Genomic DNA, 20,612 nt, shown 5'->3' on the forward strand with positions numbered 1-20,612 from the left:
ATCTCCTTTTCGTAGACATGCTTGTATCCACTATATGAACAAAGAAACTGGATTAGAACACTGTTTCTCTACTGGTTTTAACTTTCATTATTTTCTTCTTCTGCTTCTTCCTCACTTTGTTGTTCTTGATTAGGGAGCTCTAACTCAATTCCTAAATAATCACCTTTTTTGACTGCTTTTCCTGATTCTATATTCTGTGTTACAACATAACCATTACCAAATGTCTCTGTTTTTAATTCCAATAGATTAGCTAGTTGTAAAGCATCTCTTAATGACCAGCCAATAATTTTAGGCATCTTTGGATTTTCTGTTACCAAAATAATATGATCATTTGGTAATACACTATCCCCTTCCGTTACATTACTTGCAGTAATTTCCCCTTTACCAGCTACTGTTACTTGTAATCCCTTCTCAGATAATTCTTTTTCAATATCTTTTGCATTCTTTCCAATAAGGGAAGGAATTTCAACTCTATTCACACCTTCCGTCTTCTCTTTATCCGGATTTATATTTAAGTAATGCAAACCATTTTCCATTACATTTTTAAATATAAAGGATACGGGTTCGGAACCTGTTGGTATCGTACCGTCTTCTTTTGGCTCAAGCTTTGGTTGTTTCACAGATACATACATCATTAACTGTGGATCATCTATTGGTGCCATACCTAGGAATGAAAAGATATGATTTTCATTGCCTGTTAGATAACCACCCTCTGGATTTGGAATTTGCGCAGTACCTGTTTTACCTCCGACAGTATAATCATCTAGTTTATACATTTTTCCGGTACCTTTTTCACCATTTACTACAGATTCTAGGAGTTTTAACACTTGTTCAGAAGTATCTTTTGAAATAGGTTGACCTACCACATTTGGTGATTTCTCTTTTAATATTTCTCCAGAGTTAGAATCAACTATTTTATCTATCACATAGGGTTGTAACATTTTACCATCATTTGCAATAGCTGTCGCTGCCTTCATTTGTTGAATCGGTGTTAATGTTGTACCTTGCCCAAAAGCGGTTGTCAGCTTTTCAGCAGGCCATTTATATAATATCTCGCCAGCCGTTTCATTCGGTAAATCAATATCGGTTTTTTGATCCAGTTGAAATGCCTTTAGATATTCTAAGTACTTATCTGGACCGATCTTTTCCCATGCTAATTTAGAAGCAGCGACGTTAGACGACCGTTGAAAACCTTCATCATACGTGATCGTCCCCCATCCTTCACCACCATTATGATCATGTACTGGCTTTATTTGTTCATTCGGTTGATAACTTCCGGATTTAAACGTGTCATTCCCATTATAGACACCTTCTTCAATTGCCGCCGCCCAAGTAAACATCTTAACGGTTGAACCTGGTTCAAACGGTGTAGAGACAACATCATTATACCAATTTTCTACATCCTCAGGATTATTTGGATTGTAACTAGGACGGTTACTCATAGCTACAACTTCTCCAGTCTTCGGGTCCATAACTACAGCTGAAATTCTTTCTGGATTATATTCTTCATCCACTTGTGTTAAGGTATCCTCTAACAACATCTGTATTTTTTGATCAATTGTTAAGTAAACATCATCTCCATCCTCTGGTTCTGTAACCACTTCTTCAGGATGAAGTAGCTTTGTATTATAATTGTCACGTTGGTAAGAAATACGACCATCTTTTCCACTTAACAAGGCATTCATCTGGTTTTCCATACCGGCAATTCCTTTGATTTCCTGTGTTGTGCCACCATTCTCATTTTCTTGCTCAAGTTCCCTAGCAAAACCAATGATTTGTGAAGCAAACATCCCATTTGGATAAAATCGCACTGCTTCTTCCTCAAAATTAATTCCTGGCAGGTCTAAGGCAGCAATTTCATCTTTCTTTTGTTGTGAAAGTTCTCTCGCATTCGTACCGAATTCCACTTGGAACCTATCTTCTTCAATTCCTGTCTTTAAACGCTTAAGAATATCACTTTCTTCCATATCTAATAGAGGAGCCAGCATTTCCGCAGTTTTCTCCGGATCTTTAACATGCTTTGGCTCCTCTAAATCTTCGGAATAAGCTTCATCAACAATGGCGTATAAACGATATGTTGGCCGATCATACGCCAAAGTCATTCCATTACTATCATATATTTTTCCACGTTCAGCAGGTAATGTATAAGAAGCTGTTCGTTTTTTATCTGCCCATTCCTCCAATGAAACATCATTAATTTCTCCGGTTGCTTGTATATAAAGAAAACGCCCTGTCAACGTCAAGAATATACCAACAAAAAAGATAATTAGAATCCCTGCCATGAAGTGAGTAGTTTTATTTTTCCTCATAACATGTTCTCCTTGAGTAATTAGTTATTTAGTTGTTCATCTCGTGTGCTTGTTTTACTTTAGCATCTTGGATTTTCAACCCATTTTCTTTTGCGATTTTTGTTATACGTTCAGGACGGCTTAATTCTTTTTTTTCAAAGCTTAACTGTTCATTGACTGATTTTTGTGTGTTTACTTGAGTTTCTAATTGCTGCATTTCACGATTTACCGTGTCCGTTGACGAAGAAAAAGAAACCATGTATATACCTGCTATAATAATACAGACTGCTACAATGGAATATATTAATTTTTCTCCTTTCGTTATCCACCCCTGTCTATGAACCCTTACAGTTGTAGATTGTTCTTGGCTTGGCGTTTGCTGCGGTTTTGTCGGTTCCCAAGTTCTTGCATGATTTGCACTCATTATTTTCTCCACCCTTCCTCATACGTAAATTGTTCGTTCCAGTCCGTCACTTTTTCAATGATACGCAGCTTTGCAGACCGTGATCTACGATTCTCTTCTAACTCCTCATCGTTTGCAACAATTGGTTTTCTTGTAATTAGACGAAATGGTGCTTGATTTTCTTTAGGCAAAATAGGCAAATTCCTTGGTGTCTCTTTCGGAGTACTCCATTTCTTAAAGGCTTGTTTGCATAGCCTGTCCTCCAAAGAATGAAAGGTTATTACCGTAATTCTTCCTCCAACAGCAATCGATCGTGCTGCTTGATGAAGAGCTTCATTAAAAACACCTAGTTCATCATTAACAGCAATTCGTATCGCCTGAAAGATGCGCTTCGCAGGATGTCCGCCTTTTCGTCTTGCTGGCGCAGGTATACTTTCTTTAATAATTTCTACTAACTCATGTGTTGTCTGAATTGGTTTGTTTTTACGGAATGCTTCAATTTTCCTGGCGATTTGCTTTGAAAACTTTTCTTCACCATAACGAAAGAAAATTTTCACTAAGTCGTTATATTCCCAATGGTTTACGATTTGATATGCATCTAAGTCTTTTGTTTGATCCATTCGCATATCAAGCTTCGCATCATGTTGATAGCTAAAACCTCTCTCTCCTCTATCCAATTGAGGAGAAGATACGCCTAAATCAAATAAAATACCGTCAATATGTTTAATTTGTTGTTTAGTCAATGCTTCTTCAAGTTGGCTAAAGTTGGAATGAATAAATAAAATGCGATCTTGGTAAGCAGCTAATCGATGTTTTGCCGCCTCTAAAGCTGCTAGGTCTTGATCAAAAGCAATCAATAACCCATTCTCACCTAATTGTGATGCGATTGCTTCAGAATGACCGCCTCCACCAACCGTACAGTCAATATATATACCGTTCGGTTGAATATTCAGCCCTTTAATCGTCTCTTCTTTTAAGACACTATAATGTTCAAACATGTCATACACCCATTTCTACCCTTGCCGCTTTTGATTGCATTTGTTATCCATAATCGGTAATCTGAGTTGAAATGAAAATTCATCACTTAAATGTCAAAGTCCATGAGGTTTTCAGCAATTTCTGTGAATGATTCCTCTGAGTCAGAAAAATACGTTTCCCAATTTTCATTGGACCAAATTTCAATTCGATTTGATACTCCAATCACGACACATTCCTTTTCTAAAGCAGCATAGTTTCGTAAAGTTTGTGGAATGTTTATCCTGCCCTGTTTGTCTATTTCACATTCAATAGCTCCAGAGAAGAAAAACCGTGTAAAAGCTCTTGCATCTTTTTTTGTAAGTGGGAGTTTTTTTAACTTTTCTTCCAATAATTTCCATTCTTCCATTGGATAAGCAAACAGACATTTATCCAGTCCACGAGTCACAACAAAGTTTTCTCCAAGCTCTTCACGGAACTTAGAAGGGACAATGATTCTACCTTTAGTATCAATGTTATGTTGGTATTCACCCATGAACATATAGTCCGCCCCACCTTCGTACAATCTATATTACCACATTGCCCCACTATTCACCACTAGTTTTTTAAATTTATTTATTTCTGCCATAAAATTAACCATTAAGCACTAATTTAAAACAAACAAAAAAAGCCGTTATACCAAGGTATAACGGCTTTAATTTATAAAATAAAATGAAAGTGGGGGATTATCCCTATTATTACAAATAAATAGCATAGTGTTCATTCTCAAGTGGGAAAGAGTGATCAGTAATTTCTTTTATGACCTCTAAACCATAACGATTTAGCCAAGGTAGTGGATTCCATATTCGTTCTTGCAACCCATCTTCTGGTTGTAGTGTACAGTGTAAGGAATTAAATGCTGCTAACTCTTCTGAATGCTCTTCTTCTAACGCTTTTATCAACCGATCTTCTAAAAAGTTTATCGTATCTTTCAAGTAATATAAGTTTTTATCAGCTAAATCACCTAAATCATTACCCATGCCTTTAGCCAATTCTTTTAACGGTACATGTGCTTCTTCAACAGCTTTTTTAACTTGCTGCGCTACTTTGTCAACGGCAGGTTGATTCTTTTCTTCAAACCACTGCTTTTTCTCATCCATTGTCCCATAGTTGATTGCATAGTGGGCAGAAATATGATATTCCTTTAATAACTTTTCCACTTGCCGCTCAATAATAGTAAAGGAAAGACGTGGTAATACTGGTGGCATATTTATTTCCAGTGCATGAAAAGCTGGTTTTAAAGCAGACCAATAACTTATCTCACCCGGACCACCAATGAAAGCTAGAGTGGGGAAGACTAACTCTTGCATTACTGGCCTTGTTACTACATTATTACTTAAACTCTCTGGATTTTCTTTGGCAACTGAGATTATTTCCTCTGTCGATAATAGCACTTCATTTTGTTTTCCCTGCCACTGTCCATCTGCTGTTCGTCGGAGTAGGATTCGTTCATTATCTTTATGAAAGAATAGATGCGCATCTGATTTTTCAACTTCTAACGATACTGAATAACCATATTGATCTAAACCCATTAACGCATTGCATACCCCTTCACTAATTTTGGGTTGATTTTCGATTAATTGAATAAAATACTCGCTTTCTAGTTTACGCACGAGATGGTTTCCTGAGTCGATCAATACTAATCCATGATCAGGAAATAGTTGATAAATTAACGTTGCAAAGAAATCTACATAGGTATTAGACTGAGACAAACACTGTTTAATTCGTTCATGCAAACCCTTCGTATGATCTGTTTCTGATAATTGAACAAACAAGGAGTCGAGCCATTCTTCCATTTTGTTGTGATCGATTGCCTTTTCAGACAACGATCGTTTTTCCCAATTTTGATCATGCAACTTGAATTTTTTCATCTGTTGTTCATGTGGTAAAAATACATGGTTTACTTCTTCAAAATCGTGGTCCTCTCCGGCAATCCAAAAAACAGGAATCACCGGAACTTGCAATTTTTCTTCCTGTTCTTTCGCAAGTTGGATAATCGATATCACTTTATTAATGGTATACATTGGACCAGTTAATAATCCAGCTTGCTGTCCACCAATAACCACAACACTATCTTCTCTTTCAAGTCGATCGATATTATGATATGTAGATGACGGAGCACCCCACTGCTTATTAATCGTACGTAGTACTTGGCTTAGCGCTTCTCGCTTAAAACATCGTTCTTTGAGATCTTGATACCTCTGATAAAACTTATTTGGTATTGGATAGTCAAAAAAAGCGGTGATTTGCCCCGCATTATCTCGATAATCTTTTACTAGTTTGTTTTGTTTTTCCAAAACGATAGGGTCGACCTGCATAGATCCCATGCTCCTTCTATATGTAATGTCCTTCATGTATTGTACATAAAAAAAACGAAAATTTCATGTCATCTGTTTATAAGCAAATGCTAACTGACTATCTTTTGAATAACACCAATCAAAATAAGTCCAATATATAGAAATGCAAACAATAAAAAAGAAAATCGCCACATAATTTTCAAAGCTTTTCTCAGTATGATTTCTGTTTGTATTTTCCATTGCGAAAACATAATAGCACCTAGTATGATTAGCAATAATACAATGACGATACCAACCATTTGCACTCCGAAGATCATTTTTGTTAAAACAATCACGGAAATAATGTATAACCATGTTGTCCAATTTACTGCATGATGGAAGGCTTTCAATCGGTAATTGCTTGCCATATAAGCAATCACATAAATAATAAATGTAATTACGATTGGAGCTGTAATAAAAAATGCGAAAATATAGATAAGACCATTCCCCATTCTAATCCCTCCACAAAAATGCCATTATTGGTCTTTTATCATTCTTTTATTTCATCTGTCCTCTTTTTATATTATAATAAATATATAGAAAAGCAAAAATAATTTCACAAAACCATACACCACAGATACGAGGGGGAGTTATTATGCAAGCTGTGAAAGTGGAAAAACTCATGATCAATTATAAAACACTTGAAAAGTTTAAACATTTTAAGGAGTATGGAAATCAAGAATTATCGATGCTTGAAGATCTTGAAAACAATATGATCGAGAATCAAAACGATTCACCATTTTACGGAATTTATATTGGTGACAGTCTAATTGCCCGCATGAGTCTTTATAAAATAAACAAAAAATACGATTTTTACTTTGAGCCAGCCCAAGATTATTTAACTCTGTGGAAATTAGAAGTCTTACCTGAATATCAAGGGGAAGGCTACGGTAAAGTACTTGTCGATTTTGCCAAAGGATACAATATACCAATTAAAACAAATCCACGCATTAATTCTCATGGTTTTTGGGAAAAAATGGGCTTCCAAAAAGCTCACTACGAAATGGAAAGGGATTTAGGGGAAAATCCGTTAATTTGGCTACCTGAAGGTGTTAAAGAACAAGAACACACTAATTAAATATGGCGTCCATATACAACTAAAGACATGAATGTGTGAATGCATTCATGTCTTTTTTTAACAGGCAAGGTTTTGTTTTAAAAGAAAATCATCCCTCTTAACAGTATAGACACTAATTGCCTATTTAAAGTGATGTGTTTAAATACGAGAGATTGTCTTCTTTACACTGATTTAGTAAATGGATGTATAAACGTGAAGAAAAGTTCTATAAATAATTCCACATTCTATTTTCACTTCAACTTTTGTAAATCCTTTTCTGGTTCTACCCAGTTCCAAAGTTTCCCCATTTCTTCCCAGGCATTTTCATAACGAGCCAATACTTCCTTTAATTGGGCATTTTCTTTTTCTAATTGTTCTGTCTTCTCTTGATGTGCTTTTAGATGATTTTCATTCGTAATTCCAAAGTTGGACTTCATGCGTTCCAATAACAAAATAGCTGTCTCTATTGTTTCTCTTTCATGATCATGCGGTTCAGAAAAACTCCAAATATCTTTTCGATTTCCTTGTTTTCTTTCTTCTTTCGCTGTTTGTATAGCATCCTGATATTGCTTGCGAATAGAAGCATTCCATCGAAACCCACAAGCAGCAGCAGTTCTTGATAGCTTATTAGCTACTTCTTTAAAGGCCTCTAATTGTGTCTTCCCGTCTCTTATATAGCGTAAGACTGTATCAGCAAGTAAAATATCTTCATCCTTTGTCCAGGCATCTTGTCGCGTTGCATTCATATCATCCCTCCTTATACATTTGCTATCAATGTATGCGAAAACTAGGAGTGATAGAATGTATTTTTAACAGTTTTTTCATTTTTAAATAATTTCGTGCCGTTTTCATGCCCATTCTTCGTCAATACAAGTAGCAACTATTAGTTTTTCCCTACAGCAAATAGACAAACTATATTTTAACAAAAATAAAAACAGATCACTTACTGTGACCTGTTTACTCGTAATTTTAAATTATTCCAAATTACTTACTTACTACTTCTTTCCCGTCATATTGTCCGCATGATTTACATACATGATGTGGTTTTGTCAATTCCCCACAATTTGAACATTCTACCATGCCAGGTACGTGTAATTTTTTATGAGTACGACGTTGATTTTTTACTTTTTTAGAAGTTCTTCTTTTAGGTACTGCCATGACTTACACCTCCTTCATAGAAGATAAGAAAACCGAGCGTTATTACTTTTCCGTCTCGTCATCTTTCAGTAATGATTCCAATTTTTTAAAACGCTTATCTATCGTCTTTTCGTTCTTTTCTTGCGAAATAAATTCCCAGCCTTCCCCTTCGGAAGGAGGATTCTGCTGGTTATTTGTTTCATTAGAAAATACTCGATACGGAACCTCTAATAGAACATTTTCCTTTATATGCGGGGCTAAGTCAAGCACTTCCCCCTCAACTGGATGAATTTCATCTTCCGCCTCTTCTTTTGTAATAAAGGATGATGTCGTAAAGACTTCATCAGCTTGTATATCAAACGGATATGGTACATCTACTAATGTCCGTGCACAAGGGAGAATCATTTCTCCTGTAATATGAAAGGAAAAGATAATTTTATCTCCTTGGAAAAAACACTGTCCATAGACGTCCACAGGTTTAATCTGACGAATATCATTATTCATTTTTTCCAGTTCAGAAACATCTACTTTTTCATTAAAAGTGAATGGTTCATTGTAAGCACTTTTTTTCAACTGAGCCAATGCAAATTTCATTTTAATCACCTCAAGGCAACAAGAGTAATTTTAAAAGAAAACACGTCTTTTGTCAACATATTTTCTTTACAGATTTTAACCTTATCAATACTTCATTCTATCTTTAAAAAGTCTTCCCTTAATTCTTTACAATAGTCATCCTACACCTTGATAATGCGAATGTCTAAACTTTCTGCTACAATAAAACACATACTTACAGGGAGATGGTGAAATGAAAGCATGTGGAGTAATAGTTGAATATAACCCGTTCCATAATGGTCATGTATATCATGTGGAGCAAGCAAAAAAAGCATCACAGGCAGACTGTATAATTGCAGTCATGAGCGGTCCGTTTTTACAACGCGGCGAACCGGCTATTATTGATAAGTTTTCTCGAACAAAGGCGGCACTTAGCAATGGGGTTGACATTGTTGTAGAACTCCCTTATCCATTTGCGGTGCAAAGTAGTGATTTATTTGCCAAAGGGTCTATATTAACACTAAAAGAACTTGGAATTACAAGTTTATGCTTTGGCAGTGAATCTGGAGATACTTCCCATTTTATTCGAAGTTATCACCTTTTTAAAGAAAAACGAAATCAATACCAACAAACACTAAAGCGTCATTTAGCAGATGGAGCGTCATTTCCAGAAGCGAGCAGCTTAGCCTATCAGCAGACCAACATCTCCACTGAAGAAATGGATTTGACGAAACCCAATAATATCCTAGGGTTCAGTTATGTTAAGACAATATTAGATTATAATTTGTCAATTACACCTCTAACCATCAAGCGAAGCCAAAGTGGCTATCATGATCAATCCATAACAGGTACGATCGCTAGTGCAACAAGTATTCGAAAAACACTTTCAAATAAAAATAGACTGACAACATCAATTACGAATGCGATACCTGACGCTACCAAATTGCAAATAGAGGAATATAAAAGCAAGGCATCGTTATGGCATTCTTGGGATCATTATTTCTCTTATATTCATTACCGTGTGTTGACATTATCCTTGCAAGAGCTTTCCCTGATTCAAGGAGTTGATGAGGGGCTCGAACATCGCCTTAAAAAAACAGCCAGAAATGTATGCTCCTTTAACGAATGGATGGAGAAGTTAAAAACCAAGCGTTATACTTGGACAAGATTACAGCGCATGTTTGTACATATTCTTACCAATACCAAAAAGAAGGAAATTGATATTTTATCCACTCCATCAAAGTTGCCTTATGTACGCATTCTTGGCTTTAACAGAACAGGTCAAGCCTATATCCATCAACAAAAGAAACAGATGGAAGTTCCAATTATTCAAAAAATCGGCCGTCATATGCATCCGATGCTAGAAATCGAAGAACGCGCAAGTAATGCTTATTATAGCATTCTACCACCAACAAATAAAATTACCTTGCGTAGACAGGAAATAAATCCACCAATACAAACGAAATAACAGGCCCCCTAGAGAAGGAGGGCCTGTTATTATTTAATTTAAATCCTGTAAATATTGCAATGCATCGTCAAATGTTTTTATTGGAACGATTTTCATATCGGTATCAATTTCTTCTGCTTTCTTACGAGCTACTTGATAATTTGATTCTTCACCAGCTTCTTCATTTGGAGCAAAAAAGACATCTGCGCCTTCTTTATCGGCAGCTACTACCTTTTTATCAATTCCTCCAATTCGATGTACATTCCCATCATAGTCAATTTCGCCAGTACCGGCAATTTCATATCCATGCGTCAAATCCGCTTCTGTTAATTGATCATAAATTTCTAAAGAAAACATTAAGCCAGCACTTGGTCCTCCGATATTACCGCTAGAAAAATGAACCTCTGGATTCACTGATACAGCACGGTCGGTTACCAATTGAATTCCGATCCCTGGTTTATTTCCTAAATCGGATAATTTTTTCAGGACGATTTCTTCTGTCATTTGTTTATCATCTCTAACAAATTCAACGGTAATGGTATCATTTGCTTTCTTTCCTTCAACATATTCTATTAAATCATCTGCTTCATTTATTTCTTTACCATCAATACCATTAATCCTGTCACCCATTGCAAGCTTGCCTTCAGCCGGCATTCCTTCCACTACAGAAACAACATAAACTCCATTATAATCAATGGTAATATCTTTTTCTGCTGCTTCGTAAGCAACAACGGTCGAAGCCTCTTGGGAATTTTCCATCATTTGTAATTGTACATGCATATATTCATCATCCGTAACCCCTTCTGGGAATACATCTTCTATTGGAACTACCTGATGATGTGGTAGTACCTTTGCTAATATGTATTGCGTAATCGTAGCTTGTCCACCACTGACTGTCACGAGATGCATGTCTCCCTTACTGTCATAACCTTGTTCAACTTCGACAATTGGGTTTAGAGCATCTGCTCCGCCCGGTTTATAAATATAATACGGGAGCTGATAAACTGCCAAAAAATAGACAGCGACGATTACCAGTAGCAAGCTAGCTAAATTTTTTTTTGTCATTTCTTACCCTCCACTACCACCATTAACATCCCTGTTTAAAAAGTGTATGGCATAAAATTAATATGTATGTGCGTATATTTAAATAGACTTGTACATTTATTAAAGAAAGCCCTAACAACGATATTCCAATTCTACTACTATCATCCGAATAAGTACAGAGTAAGGCTAATGATTTAGGAGGCGCAACATTGACACAAATACTAAAAACCATTTTATTTTCTAGTATTACTGCATTTATTGCATTTTCCTTAATAAAATTTCCAGATCAAGCACTGGAAGCAAGCATTCGTGGCTTAAATATCTGGTGGGAAGTTGTTTTCCCTTCGTTATTGCCTTTTTTCATAACCGCAGAACTTTTAATCAGTTTTGGTGTTGTGAAGTTTATTGGTGTGTTATTTGAACCAATCATGCGCCCGCTGTTTAACCTACCAGGAGTTGGCAGTTTTGGCTGGATGATGGGGATGGCCAGCGGTTATCCGACTGGGGCTAAAATTGCTAGTCGGTTAAGAGAAGAACAACAGTTATCTCAAATCGAGGCAGAAAGGCTTGTATCCTTTACAAATGCTTCTAGTCCTTTGTTTATTTTTGCAGCCATTTCCGTCGGTTTTTTTCATGATACAAAACTCGGAATTTTATTAGCTGCCTGTCATTATATCAGTAATGCAATCGTTGGGATATGCATGCGATTTTATGGTAGAAAGCAAGACAAGCTTAGTAAAAAACATAAAGGAAAAGTGTCGCTAACTGCCGCTTTTCACGAAATGCATCAAACCAGGTTAGGCGATAAACGCCCACTGGGCGAGATCTTAGGCGATTCAGTGATTAATTCGGTTAAAACACTAGTAACCGTAGGAGGATTCATTGTTTTATTTTCAGTTTTAACGAAACTGTTCTTTTTAGTAGGACTATCTTCTATTATCGGCATCTTCTTTGAACAGCTTTTACAGCTATTTTCAATGTCCCCTGACTTTGCTTTACCATTACTTTCCGGGCTATTTGAAATTACAATTGGAGCACAAAGCATTTCCCATGTTAATGATACATTACTCATACAAGCTATCCTTGTTAGCTTTATTTTAGGGTTTAATGGTTTTAGTGTCCAAGCACAGGTTGCTAGTGTGTTAGCAAAAACGGATATACGATTTGCTCCCTACTTCTTTGCTCGTATTCTTCATGGTGTTATTGCAAGCATTCTAACAATCATTCTTTACAAACCATTGTATTTAGATAAGCAAGCTTTTGATACAAATGATATCCCAGTATCGATAAGCACAAGTGATAGTTTATGGGTTACAATTTTGAATCAATTAGCAGAAATAGGACCTATGGTAACTATTCTATCTCTATGCGCAGCGCTAATTATTGCCTATAGAAAAAGAACAGACATTAGATGAAGTACACAAAATGTCTGTTCGACTCTTTTACTTTAAAGCTGTTTAAATTTCCTTTCTAGTGCTGCTTCTACTGCATCAGGTACTAGATCACTTACATTACCACGATATTTGGCGATCTCCTTCACAATACTCGAACTTAGAAACGAATACTGGTTATTGGTCATCATAAAAAAGGTTTCAATATCTTTATTTAACTTTCGGTTCATCGATGTTATTTGCATTTCATATTCAAAATCACTTACAGCCCGAAGCCCCCGAATAACTGCTTGGGCGTTTTTCGATTTGGCATAATCCATCAATAAACCATTAGAAGAATCAATCGTAACATTTGGTAAATCAGTAGTACACTTTTCCAATAAATCAATTCGTTCTTCTACCGTAAATAAAGGTGATTTCGATTGATTATTAAATACAGCTACAATCACATGGTCAAATATCTTTGCGCCTCGTTGAATGATATCCAAGTGTCCATAAGTCACCGGGTCAAAACTCCCAGGACATATTGCCAGTCTGGTCAAGATAAGTGCTCCCTTCTAATTCTTTTTATAAATCGTGATTCCTATCGTTCCACCATAATTCGACTGTTTAACAATCTCTAAGTGTTGCTCTCTCAAATCTGTTGGTAGCTTTTCGGATAGATCATGCTCACAATAGATCCTAGCTTCTGGTTTCAATAGATCGAGCTTGATAAGTTCATGTAGTAGGTTTTCATAATGAACTTTTTTATAGGGAGGATCAAGCAAAACCAAATCAAATTGTAGATTACGTTTAGCAGCAGCTTGCATCGCACGATATGCGTCCGCTCTAAATACTTCCACTCTCTCTTCGAGTCCAAATTGTTTAATATTCTCATAAATCGTATGTATCGCTTTTGGCTGTTTATCTACAAATACTGCCTTGTCCATTCCCCGACTCAAAGCTTCTATTCCTAGCCCTCCACTACCTGCAAAAAGATCTAAAACTATCCCACCTTGAAAAAATGGGCCAATCACTTGGAAAACAGCCTCTTTTACTTTATCAGTAGTTGGTCTGGTCATCTTTCCGGGGACAGACTTTAGTTGTCTCCCCTTATGCTCTCCTGCAATTATGCGCATAACTCCACCTCAATTAACTACTATTCGACATTTATCCTACCACAAAAGTTAAGAAACTAAAATAAGAATTATTCTTCAGAAAAATATTATTTGAAAGCGTATAAATTTCTTTTCAACGTACATACTAGGTTAATGTAACAGCTAATATATTAGCTTAGCTGTTTCAAACACGGAGAAGACTTACTCTTCCCCATAAGTTCTTCTTCCGGTTTCTCCTCTCCCTTTGCCTTTTTGTTTTCTAACAGGAAAACAAAGGGACCTGTAGATAATTTATTTCTGCAGGTTTTTTCTTTTTTTAAGTAAAATTCATGTACACGATAAAAGCTGCGAGTGATATCGCAGCTTTTATCGATTAAATGCCCATCTTATAATCATATTGTTTAGCCTTGTCTGGTTTCGCATTTTCAAAATCTATTCTTATAAAAGGCTTATACGAACGATCGACTTTCGAAACAAAAGAAAGCTTTAATAGTTTAGCTTCTATCACTTCTATCTGATCCTGATCAATATACAAGACAGCATACTTCATTTTCTTTGAACTATATAGGTAATGACCATAACGTTTAATTTGTTTCAGATTCTTCATATGTTGAAACCAAACGATAATTCCTTGACGTTTTGTCCGCATATCATTTATCCTCACTAACAACAATTAAGATTTTAACTTAAGAGGCACATCCACAGCCTCCACCGCTTCCACAGCCACAACCACTATCAGTCAATGCTGCGCCGTCTTTAGGTGCTTTAATTTGTTCGCTGACACTATGTGCAACATAATTACTGATTTCATCCAATAATTGCTGCAGATTACGTTCAGCTATTTTGAAAGAAGCTACTTTATCATTCATATCCATTTCTCTTTTCGCTTTGCGTACTTCTTTCATAATTGAATTGTAATCCGGATGATACCTGCCAAATCTCTGTACATCTTCATAATGAGTTTTTATATCACTAAACGCTTGAATTAGCTCTTGTGCTTTAGGGTCCTGATTAAGTTCTTTTTGGGATTGATTATAGGCTTCCATAACGTCTGAATCCAATACCATTCTTCCTAATTCCTCAGAACGATCTAGAATATCTACATACTCCATTGTCGCTATCATCCTATACACCTCCACTTTCATCTTATCATCTTTTGTTAGATCTGGAAATAACTAATCTTTCATCGCACCAGCGAACTGCATAAGCATTCCAATCATTTGCACTTGGTTATTCACCTTTTCAACTTGTTGGGGAAATGTCTTTCCATAATACCGTTTTGCTTCTTTTTTCATCTCAGGTATTAGACTTGGATCTCTGGATAAATAACGATACCATACAGGATTTAGTCGAACAAACTGTTTTAATTCCGGGTTACGCTGTAAATATTCATAACACATTCGATCCATTATTTATCTCCTTAATCACGGAACCAGCCCATGCGTTCATTAATTGGGGGTTGTTTGTTTTCTTTTGTCTTTTGAAATTGCCCTATCAATTCTTGAATTGTTCCTAATGACGAGCTGAATTGATCCATTTGTTTTTGAAATTTATCCAAATCCATGGACTCCGTCATTTTCACTAACTGACTAAACAGTTCCGAGTTTTTATCTTTTTTACTTTCTTTCTTTTCTTCTTTGTTGTCTTCACTATCGCTTTTAAATGATTCCCAATATGGGTCGTCCTCTCCTAATAACACCCATTTTTCATACATTTCTTGCCACGGCCTGCCATTTTTTCTAATATGCTTAATCAGCTTGGGATGTTGATTAATAAACTGTTTAAATTCACTAACTGAAGGATGCAAGTTCGTATCATTCATCCTCATCACCTCTTTTATATGGTCATCTGTACTATTCATTTTATGTTCCATCATGATAGATGTGAAAAAAGCTTACCACGTTTTTTATGTGGTAAGCTTTTCCTCTCCATCTACTTAAAAAGGCTTCGCTAGGAAATTCTGTGTATAATATAGCCGATATACCCCCACACCCAAATGCGTGAATTTATCGCTTAACAATGCTTCCCGATGACCTTCGCTATTAAGCCATCCTTCCATTGCAGCTGCAGCATCTGGATACTGCGCCGCGATATTTTCTCCAGCTGAAGTAAAAGAAACGTCTCCTGCATCTAGTCGTTCCTTTAATCCTCTTCCATCCTGGCTTGAATGAGAGAAATAATTATTGTTCTCCATGTCCTTACTATGCAAAAATGCAACTTCGCCAACGGATGCTTCCCATTTTAATTGGTCTTTCTCATACTGGTTCCGCATAACATTCGTTATATCGAAAATCTGCTTTTCCATTCCCTCTTCAACTTTCTGCCATTCTTCATTAGATAAATCTGGTTTTGACGGCATATCTCCACGATACTGTAGTTCATATGGCTGATGCTTTAATAGTGTATCAGCGTCTAATACACGTACAGAGGATAACTTATTTGTAAATGTATCGAAATAGAGTTGCATAAAAATCGAATCTGATATTTTTACAAGTGGACGCATATTTTGGTCTTCTTCTTTCAGCTTGAATGTATAAGAAGCCAGACCATTTCGATAATTCACTTCTTCCGTAAATGAAAACTCCTTACCAATTTCTTCATATGAATCACCAATGGATACAGGTTTCATATTTAATTGATTCCCTGTAGCATAGATCGTTTTTATTTCACCGTTCTGTACACCAAATTGTACATATTGTTCTGATTGATCTGTATAAACCCACCAAGTATATCCATATGCACTGGGATCTTTTCTATTTGGATCTCCTAACTGTTGTTCTAAGTCATCGGACGATTTTCCAAACCATTGAAATAATTCCCCTTCTAAAGGCACTTCTTCCTCTCGTTCTGGAACAACTTTTGATTCAAGCATTTGTTTCTTCTCTTTTACAGTCTGACTAATGGATTCAATGGTAGCTTCTGGAGACACATCATTTCGTTCCAAAAAATAAAATCCTACGACTGCTACTAGAGATAAAAGAATTAGATTTCGAATAAATCGCATCACTTGGTCTCCTTATCGTTTTTATCGTATGTATATGCAAAACATAGATAAACAATGCTATCTTCTCTATTATTTATACGTATCATAATAAAAATAAAGTAGCACAGCAAACAATACACTTTGGTAGCCTTTTCGATTGCAAGTTTTTGGAATTCATACTAATATAAGATAATGAGGACTCTTTAGGTGAGGTGGATAAAATGAGATTAGAAAATACTGGATTAGAAGACAAGGTTATTGATTTAAAACCACTGGACCATTTAACTGCAAAACACGCATTTATTCGGGCTGGGCAATGGGATTATGAACGTGTTACGTATGATTATCGAATGGACTCGAAAGAAAAAAACATTACATACTATATCCGGATCCAAGGATATGCAATTGAAGGCGATGTTGATCGTGGAAACGCAGTCATTAAATTAATGACCCCATTGTTAGGGAAACACTACTACCCACATGGTGTAGAATATGGAGAAGAAGAAATATTCCCGGAGAACTTAGTAGAACGGGCAAATGATTTAGTTAGCAAAGTAAAAACAGAAATCGATCAATTTAATGCTTGAATACGATAGCCGACTACTTCCATGGAAAAAGTAGCCGGTTTTTTACACTTATCATGATTTTTCTTATGGTTGCACGGTTATGAGTCCAATATAGATTACCCCTCTATTATCTATCGCATCCGTAATTCTGTTCAAATAAGTAAAGAAATGCTATATTTTGTATAGTATATGAATCTGTTTGTTTATGAGGAAAGGAGCCATCGTAATACGTTGTTTCGTAATATTACAAAACGCCATTGGACCATCATCTTATTATGTATCATTGCCATCCTGCTTTTCATCTTTATTTTACCGATTTCAATCCCATTAATCGTTGCTTTTTTTACAGCCCTTTTCCTAAATCCAATTGTACGGATGATGCAGCGAAAACTGAGATTAAATCGTAAAATATCGGTAACGATTGTTTTTTTACTTTTTCTTGTAGTTTTAGCAGTAGCTGGGACATTTACAGTTACTAGGGCAGTAACACAAGTTGTCAATTTTGTTGAAGATGTTCCTTCCCATTTTAATGAATTAAATCGTATCTATGAAAATTGGGAATCAGATATTCAACAATATACGGATAACTTACCCAAAGAATTTGTCGACCAAGTATCCAATAGTATTGAATCAAATCTCAATGCTCTTAGTAGAACTGCTCAAGAAACCATTACATTAGAAAATATTGCTCAAGTATTTGCAAAAGTGCCTCAATACTTGATTAGCTTCATCGTCTATTTAATTGCTTTATTCTTATTTATGCTTGAATTACCAATACTTAAAGCAAAGATGTACCACTTAATGACAAAAGAAACAGCCGAAAAAGTTTCCTTTATGAATGCAAGACTGACAAGTGTATTTCTCGGATTCTTTAAGGCTCAGTTCCTAGTAAGCTTAATAATATTAGCCGTGACCCTAATTGGACTTTTCTTCATTGCACCTGAAGTTGCCATTATTATGTCACTGATTATTTGGATTGTTGACCTCATCCCAATAATTGGCTCCATAGCAATTCTCGGACCATGGTCTATTTTTATGTTTTTAGCAGGAGATACGAACATGGGGATACAATTAGCAGTACTGGCTATTATCTTATTAGCGATCAGACGAACTGTTGAACCAAAGGTAATGGGGCAACACATTGGGTTATCCCCATTAGCGACACTAATATCCATGTTTATCGGTCTAAAGTTATTAGGACTGTTTGGTTTCATTCTTGGTCCATTATTAGTTATCGCATTTAATTCTGCAAAAGAAGCAGGTATTATTACTTGGAACGTTAAAATATAAAAGGGTTGGAGTTTTGAACTCCAACCCTTTTATTATGTTCCTAGTATCGCTTTAATTAAACTCGTTGTTTCTCCACCCTCATACAAAATATATAAAAGAAGGTAAACAACGGTACCCGTTGCTGCTGTAAAAAACCAAATGATACTAGTTACTGGCCCAATCTTTCTATGTATCCTAATTTTTCGCTTAAAAGCTAACGTTAACGTTACAATTCCAAAAATAGCACCCGTTGTTGCTAATGTGATATGAAAGATTAGAAAAATGGTATAGTATATTTTTAAATCATCAGGTCCTCCAAAACTAGTATTACCAATAAAAATCGTGCGTGATACATAAATGATAAAAAAGATCAAAGCACTAATAGCAGCAGCTATCATTGTCTTCTTATGTTTTTTGGCATTACCTTTTACAATATAACGCCACCCGATAGCTACTAAGATACCACTTAGTACAATAAAGAATGTACTGATTGATGGTAAGATAGGCATCTTGCTAACTCCCTTCTCTATAGCATAGTAACAAAAATGCAATTACACTTCATAGAAAAAATTCCCGTTTATGTAAAGAAAAACGGGAATTTTTTCTTTAGCGAAGTTCATGCTGTACATCTTTTGGTAATGGATCGACTTTCAAACTTTCGTTATTAAACCACTTAAAGAATATTCTTCCCAACAAAATCCCATATGTTATTTCCTGCATAATTTTCATAATAATTCCACCTAGTTGCTGATCTTCCAGTGTACTCATTGGTGAGAACATTTCTGGTCCTGATATACTAAAAGAAATTCCTTGTAGAACTTCTCCAGGTACACACAAAGCTAAGGCTTGTAACCATGCACCGTCTTGGCTATAAGCAGCAAATAACGGATGGTCTGCAAAGATGATTAGAACACATGCAGGTGTAATTAATACACCATTTGCAAAGATATAACCAATTTTGACAAGCGGCCGCATTGTATCTAGCTCTTTAATTGGTGATAAAATTGGCCACCATACAATAAACGCGGTGATTAGAATAGTTAAAGAAATCGATGTATGTGCCACCGTGTTTGATTTTGCAAAATCGAATACGGCAGGAATATGGTAAATAGAAAATAATGCATTAAATAATAATAATGAAATTAATGGTTTTGTAACTAATTTAAATATTGGTTGAATAATTGGTGCGTAAATCACCTTTTTCCAAATCCAAACAGGAATACCTTGAATTAATAATATCGGAAAAACTAAGTAATAAATCGCCATTTGAATCATATGTGCCGACAACATGATATGGGATAATAAATCAATTGGCGACCCTTTGACTGCGTAAAGAAGAACCATCCCTGTATAGAACATTACCTGTTGTTTATTTGTTGGCTTATCTGTTCCGCCAAATTTATGCCGATATGGTCCTGTTATTAGAAAATAGGCAACACTTAATCCGATGATAAATAATAGAAAGTATGGACTCCATAACCCACGAAACCCAAAGATCTGCAACTCTAACCACATCTCGATTCACCTCAAATCAAAGGATTGTCCCCACCATTATAACTTATAAGAAACAATAACACACGTGTATAATGTGACGACTTTTAGAAACAAAGCAACAAATATGAATATAGATTCGGTAACTGAACCGCTAATCCCTTCCAAAAACCATTTAAAAAGGTCGGGAAATCAATGCCCCCGACCTTTCTTTATTCTATCTACCACCATACGATAGCTACAAGGGCCGCTATTGTTAATACAGCTGCCCAAACACCACCGTAAATCATCATAGCAGGAAACTCATGTCCCCGATCTTTCATATGCATAAAATAATAAAATTGAAATGCTACTTGCACTACCGCCAGTACTAGCAGTAAAGGTACAGCAAACATTTTATCCATTACTTCTGCAGCTACAATCGCGAATGCAATAATGGTAAAACCAATCATTAAAGCAAACGAAATTAATTGTTTCTTCATTTCATCTTTATTTTTCTGCTTTTGAAATGAGTTGGTATTGGTGTTATCCGGCATG

General features: G+C 35.8%; 25 protein-coding genes. 5 read left to right on the forward strand and 20 right to left on the reverse strand.

Going from position 1 to position 20,612, the window contains the following annotated elements; all coding sequences use genetic code 11:
- Positions 1-77: 77 nt before the first annotated feature.
- The 6 genes from BN990_RS12080 to BN990_RS12105 all read right to left on the reverse strand — a co-directional run bounded on the left by BN990_RS12080 (position 78) and on the right by BN990_RS12105 (position 6,493).
- On the reverse strand, positions 78-2,309 hold the full coding sequence (locus BN990_RS12080) for a penicillin-binding protein (RefSeq protein ID WP_021291675.1): 2,232 nt from the start codon (positions 2,307-2,309) through the stop codon (positions 78-80).
- Between the two features lie 28 nt (positions 2,310-2,337).
- Positions 2,338-2,712, reverse strand: a complete 375-nt coding sequence (gene ftsL / locus BN990_RS12085) for a cell division protein FtsL (protein ID WP_021291676.1) — start codon at positions 2,710-2,712, stop codon at positions 2,338-2,340.
- A complete protein-coding gene (rsmH, locus tag BN990_RS12090) occupies positions 2,712-3,689 on the reverse strand; it encodes a 16S rRNA (cytosine(1402)-N(4))-methyltransferase RsmH (protein WP_038244478.1) in 978 nt (325 codons plus the stop codon). Before rsmH ends, ftsL begins: the two co-directional genes overlap by 1 nt.
- An 86-nt stretch (positions 3,690-3,775) precedes the next feature.
- The gene (gene mraZ / locus BN990_RS12095) at positions 3,776-4,207 is read right to left on the reverse strand and encodes a division/cell wall cluster transcriptional repressor MraZ (protein WP_021291678.1); all 432 of its coding nucleotides are present in this window, start codon (positions 4,205-4,207) and stop codon (positions 3,776-3,778) included.
- A 196-nt stretch (positions 4,208-4,403) separates the two neighbouring features.
- A complete protein-coding gene (gene bshC / locus BN990_RS12100; RefSeq protein WP_232620903.1) occupies positions 4,404-6,032 on the reverse strand; it encodes a bacillithiol biosynthesis cysteine-adding enzyme BshC in 1,629 nt (542 codons plus the stop codon).
- Positions 6,033-6,112: 80 nt separating this feature from the next.
- Positions 6,113-6,493, reverse strand: a complete 381-nt coding sequence (locus tag BN990_RS12105; protein WP_021291680.1) for a DUF3397 domain-containing protein — start codon at positions 6,491-6,493, stop codon at positions 6,113-6,115.
- Positions 6,494-6,636: 143 nt separating this feature from the next.
- On the opposite strand from BN990_RS12105, the gene BN990_RS12110 reads away from it, so the two are divergent.
- Positions 6,637-7,119, forward strand: coding sequence for an N-acetyltransferase (locus tag BN990_RS12110; RefSeq protein WP_021291681.1), 483 nt, complete (start codon positions 6,637-6,639; stop codon positions 7,117-7,119).
- 230 nt (positions 7,120-7,349) lie between these two features.
- Here BN990_RS12110 and BN990_RS12115 read toward each other — a convergent pair whose 3' ends face one another.
- The 3 genes from BN990_RS12115 to BN990_RS12125 form a co-directional block, all read right to left on the reverse strand.
- On the reverse strand, positions 7,350-7,844 hold the full coding sequence (locus BN990_RS12115; protein ID WP_038244484.1) for an RsfA family transcriptional regulator: 495 nt from the start codon (positions 7,842-7,844) through the stop codon (positions 7,350-7,352).
- 238 nt (positions 7,845-8,082) lie between these two features.
- Entirely contained in the window at positions 8,083-8,256 is a 174-nt protein-coding gene (gene rpmF / locus BN990_RS12120; protein ID WP_021291683.1) for a 50S ribosomal protein L32, read from the reverse strand.
- A 42-nt stretch (positions 8,257-8,298) separates the two neighbouring features.
- Positions 8,299-8,829, reverse strand: a complete 531-nt coding sequence (locus BN990_RS12125; protein WP_021291684.1) for a YceD family protein — start codon at positions 8,827-8,829, stop codon at positions 8,299-8,301.
- Positions 8,830-9,040: 211 nt separating this feature from the next.
- Between BN990_RS12125 and BN990_RS12130 the strand changes: the two genes are divergently transcribed.
- Positions 9,041-10,255 (forward strand): nucleotidyltransferase, encoded by a 1,215-nt coding sequence (locus BN990_RS12130; RefSeq protein WP_021291685.1) that lies wholly within the window; start codon positions 9,041-9,043, stop codon positions 10,253-10,255.
- 33 nt (positions 10,256-10,288) lie between these two features.
- Here BN990_RS12130 and BN990_RS12135 read toward each other — a convergent pair whose 3' ends face one another.
- Positions 10,289-11,299: a SepM family pheromone-processing serine protease gene (locus BN990_RS12135; protein ID WP_038244486.1), complete on the reverse strand. Its 1,011-nt coding sequence runs from the start codon at positions 11,297-11,299 to the stop codon at positions 10,289-10,291.
- Positions 11,300-11,487: 188 nt separating this feature from the next.
- Between BN990_RS12135 and ylbJ the strand changes: the two genes are divergently transcribed.
- A complete protein-coding gene (gene ylbJ / locus BN990_RS12140; protein WP_021291687.1) occupies positions 11,488-12,693 on the forward strand; it encodes a sporulation integral membrane protein YlbJ in 1,206 nt (401 codons plus the stop codon).
- A gap of 32 nt (positions 12,694-12,725) precedes the next feature.
- Here ylbJ and coaD read toward each other — a convergent pair whose 3' ends face one another.
- The 7 genes from coaD to BN990_RS12175 all read right to left on the reverse strand — a co-directional run bounded on the left by coaD (position 12,726) and on the right by BN990_RS12175 (position 16,770).
- Positions 12,726-13,211: a pantetheine-phosphate adenylyltransferase gene (gene coaD, locus BN990_RS12145; RefSeq protein WP_031335607.1), complete on the reverse strand. Its 486-nt coding sequence runs from the start codon at positions 13,209-13,211 to the stop codon at positions 12,726-12,728.
- Between the two features lie 15 nt (positions 13,212-13,226).
- Entirely contained in the window at positions 13,227-13,787 is a 561-nt protein-coding gene (gene rsmD / locus BN990_RS12150; RefSeq protein WP_021291689.1) for a 16S rRNA (guanine(966)-N(2))-methyltransferase RsmD, read from the reverse strand.
- A gap of 352 nt (positions 13,788-14,139) precedes the next feature.
- Complete coding sequence (locus BN990_RS12155) at positions 14,140-14,415, reverse strand: YlbG family protein (RefSeq protein WP_038244490.1); 276 nt, start codon at positions 14,413-14,415, stop codon at positions 14,140-14,142.
- A 37-nt stretch (positions 14,416-14,452) separates the two neighbouring features.
- Positions 14,453-14,890: a YlbF family regulator gene (locus tag BN990_RS12160; protein WP_021291691.1), complete on the reverse strand. Its 438-nt coding sequence runs from the start codon at positions 14,888-14,890 to the stop codon at positions 14,453-14,455.
- A 51-nt stretch (positions 14,891-14,941) separates the two neighbouring features.
- Entirely contained in the window at positions 14,942-15,175 is a 234-nt protein-coding gene (locus BN990_RS12165) for a YlbE-like family protein (protein ID WP_021291692.1), read from the reverse strand.
- 11 nt (positions 15,176-15,186) lie between these two features.
- Positions 15,187-15,642 (reverse strand): YlbD family protein, encoded by a 456-nt coding sequence (ylbD, locus tag BN990_RS12170; RefSeq protein WP_234447091.1) that lies wholly within the window; start codon positions 15,640-15,642, stop codon positions 15,187-15,189.
- A gap of 60 nt (positions 15,643-15,702) precedes the next feature.
- Positions 15,703-16,770 carry a CAP domain-containing protein gene (locus BN990_RS12175; protein WP_021291694.1) on the reverse strand — a complete coding sequence of 356 codons (1,068 nt, stop codon included), beginning with the start codon at positions 16,768-16,770 and terminating at the stop codon, positions 15,703-15,705.
- Between the two features lie 200 nt (positions 16,771-16,970).
- Here BN990_RS12175 and BN990_RS12180 point away from each other — a divergent pair, with 200 nt between their 5' ends.
- Together BN990_RS12180 and ytvI are read left to right on the forward strand one after the other, a co-directional pair.
- A complete protein-coding gene (locus tag BN990_RS12180; protein ID WP_021291695.1) occupies positions 16,971-17,336 on the forward strand; it encodes a YugN family protein in 366 nt (121 codons plus the stop codon).
- A gap of 210 nt (positions 17,337-17,546) precedes the next feature.
- Positions 17,547-18,605: a sporulation integral membrane protein YtvI gene (ytvI, locus tag BN990_RS12185; RefSeq protein ID WP_021291696.1), complete on the forward strand. Its 1,059-nt coding sequence runs from the start codon at positions 17,547-17,549 to the stop codon at positions 18,603-18,605.
- 32 nt (positions 18,606-18,637) lie between these two features.
- Here the strand turns inward: ytvI and BN990_RS12190 are convergent, their stop codons facing one another.
- From BN990_RS12190 to ctaF, 3 genes are all read right to left on the reverse strand, one after another.
- Entirely contained in the window at positions 18,638-19,093 is a 456-nt protein-coding gene (locus tag BN990_RS12190; protein ID WP_021291697.1) for a DUF420 domain-containing protein, read from the reverse strand.
- 97 nt (positions 19,094-19,190) lie between these two features.
- Positions 19,191-20,099 carry a cytochrome c oxidase assembly factor CtaG gene (gene ctaG, locus BN990_RS12195; RefSeq protein WP_021291698.1) on the reverse strand — a complete coding sequence of 303 codons (909 nt, stop codon included), beginning with the start codon at positions 20,097-20,099 and terminating at the stop codon, positions 19,191-19,193.
- Between the two features lie 197 nt (positions 20,100-20,296).
- A complete protein-coding gene (gene ctaF, locus BN990_RS12200; protein WP_021291699.1) occupies positions 20,297-20,611 on the reverse strand; it encodes a cytochrome c oxidase subunit IVB in 315 nt (104 codons plus the stop codon).
- Position 20,612: the final 1 nt, after the last annotated feature.

It is taken from the genome of Virgibacillus salexigens, assembly GCF_000723585.1.
GTDB lineage: Bacteria > Bacillota > Bacilli > Bacillales > Amphibacillaceae > Virgibacillus > Virgibacillus salexigens.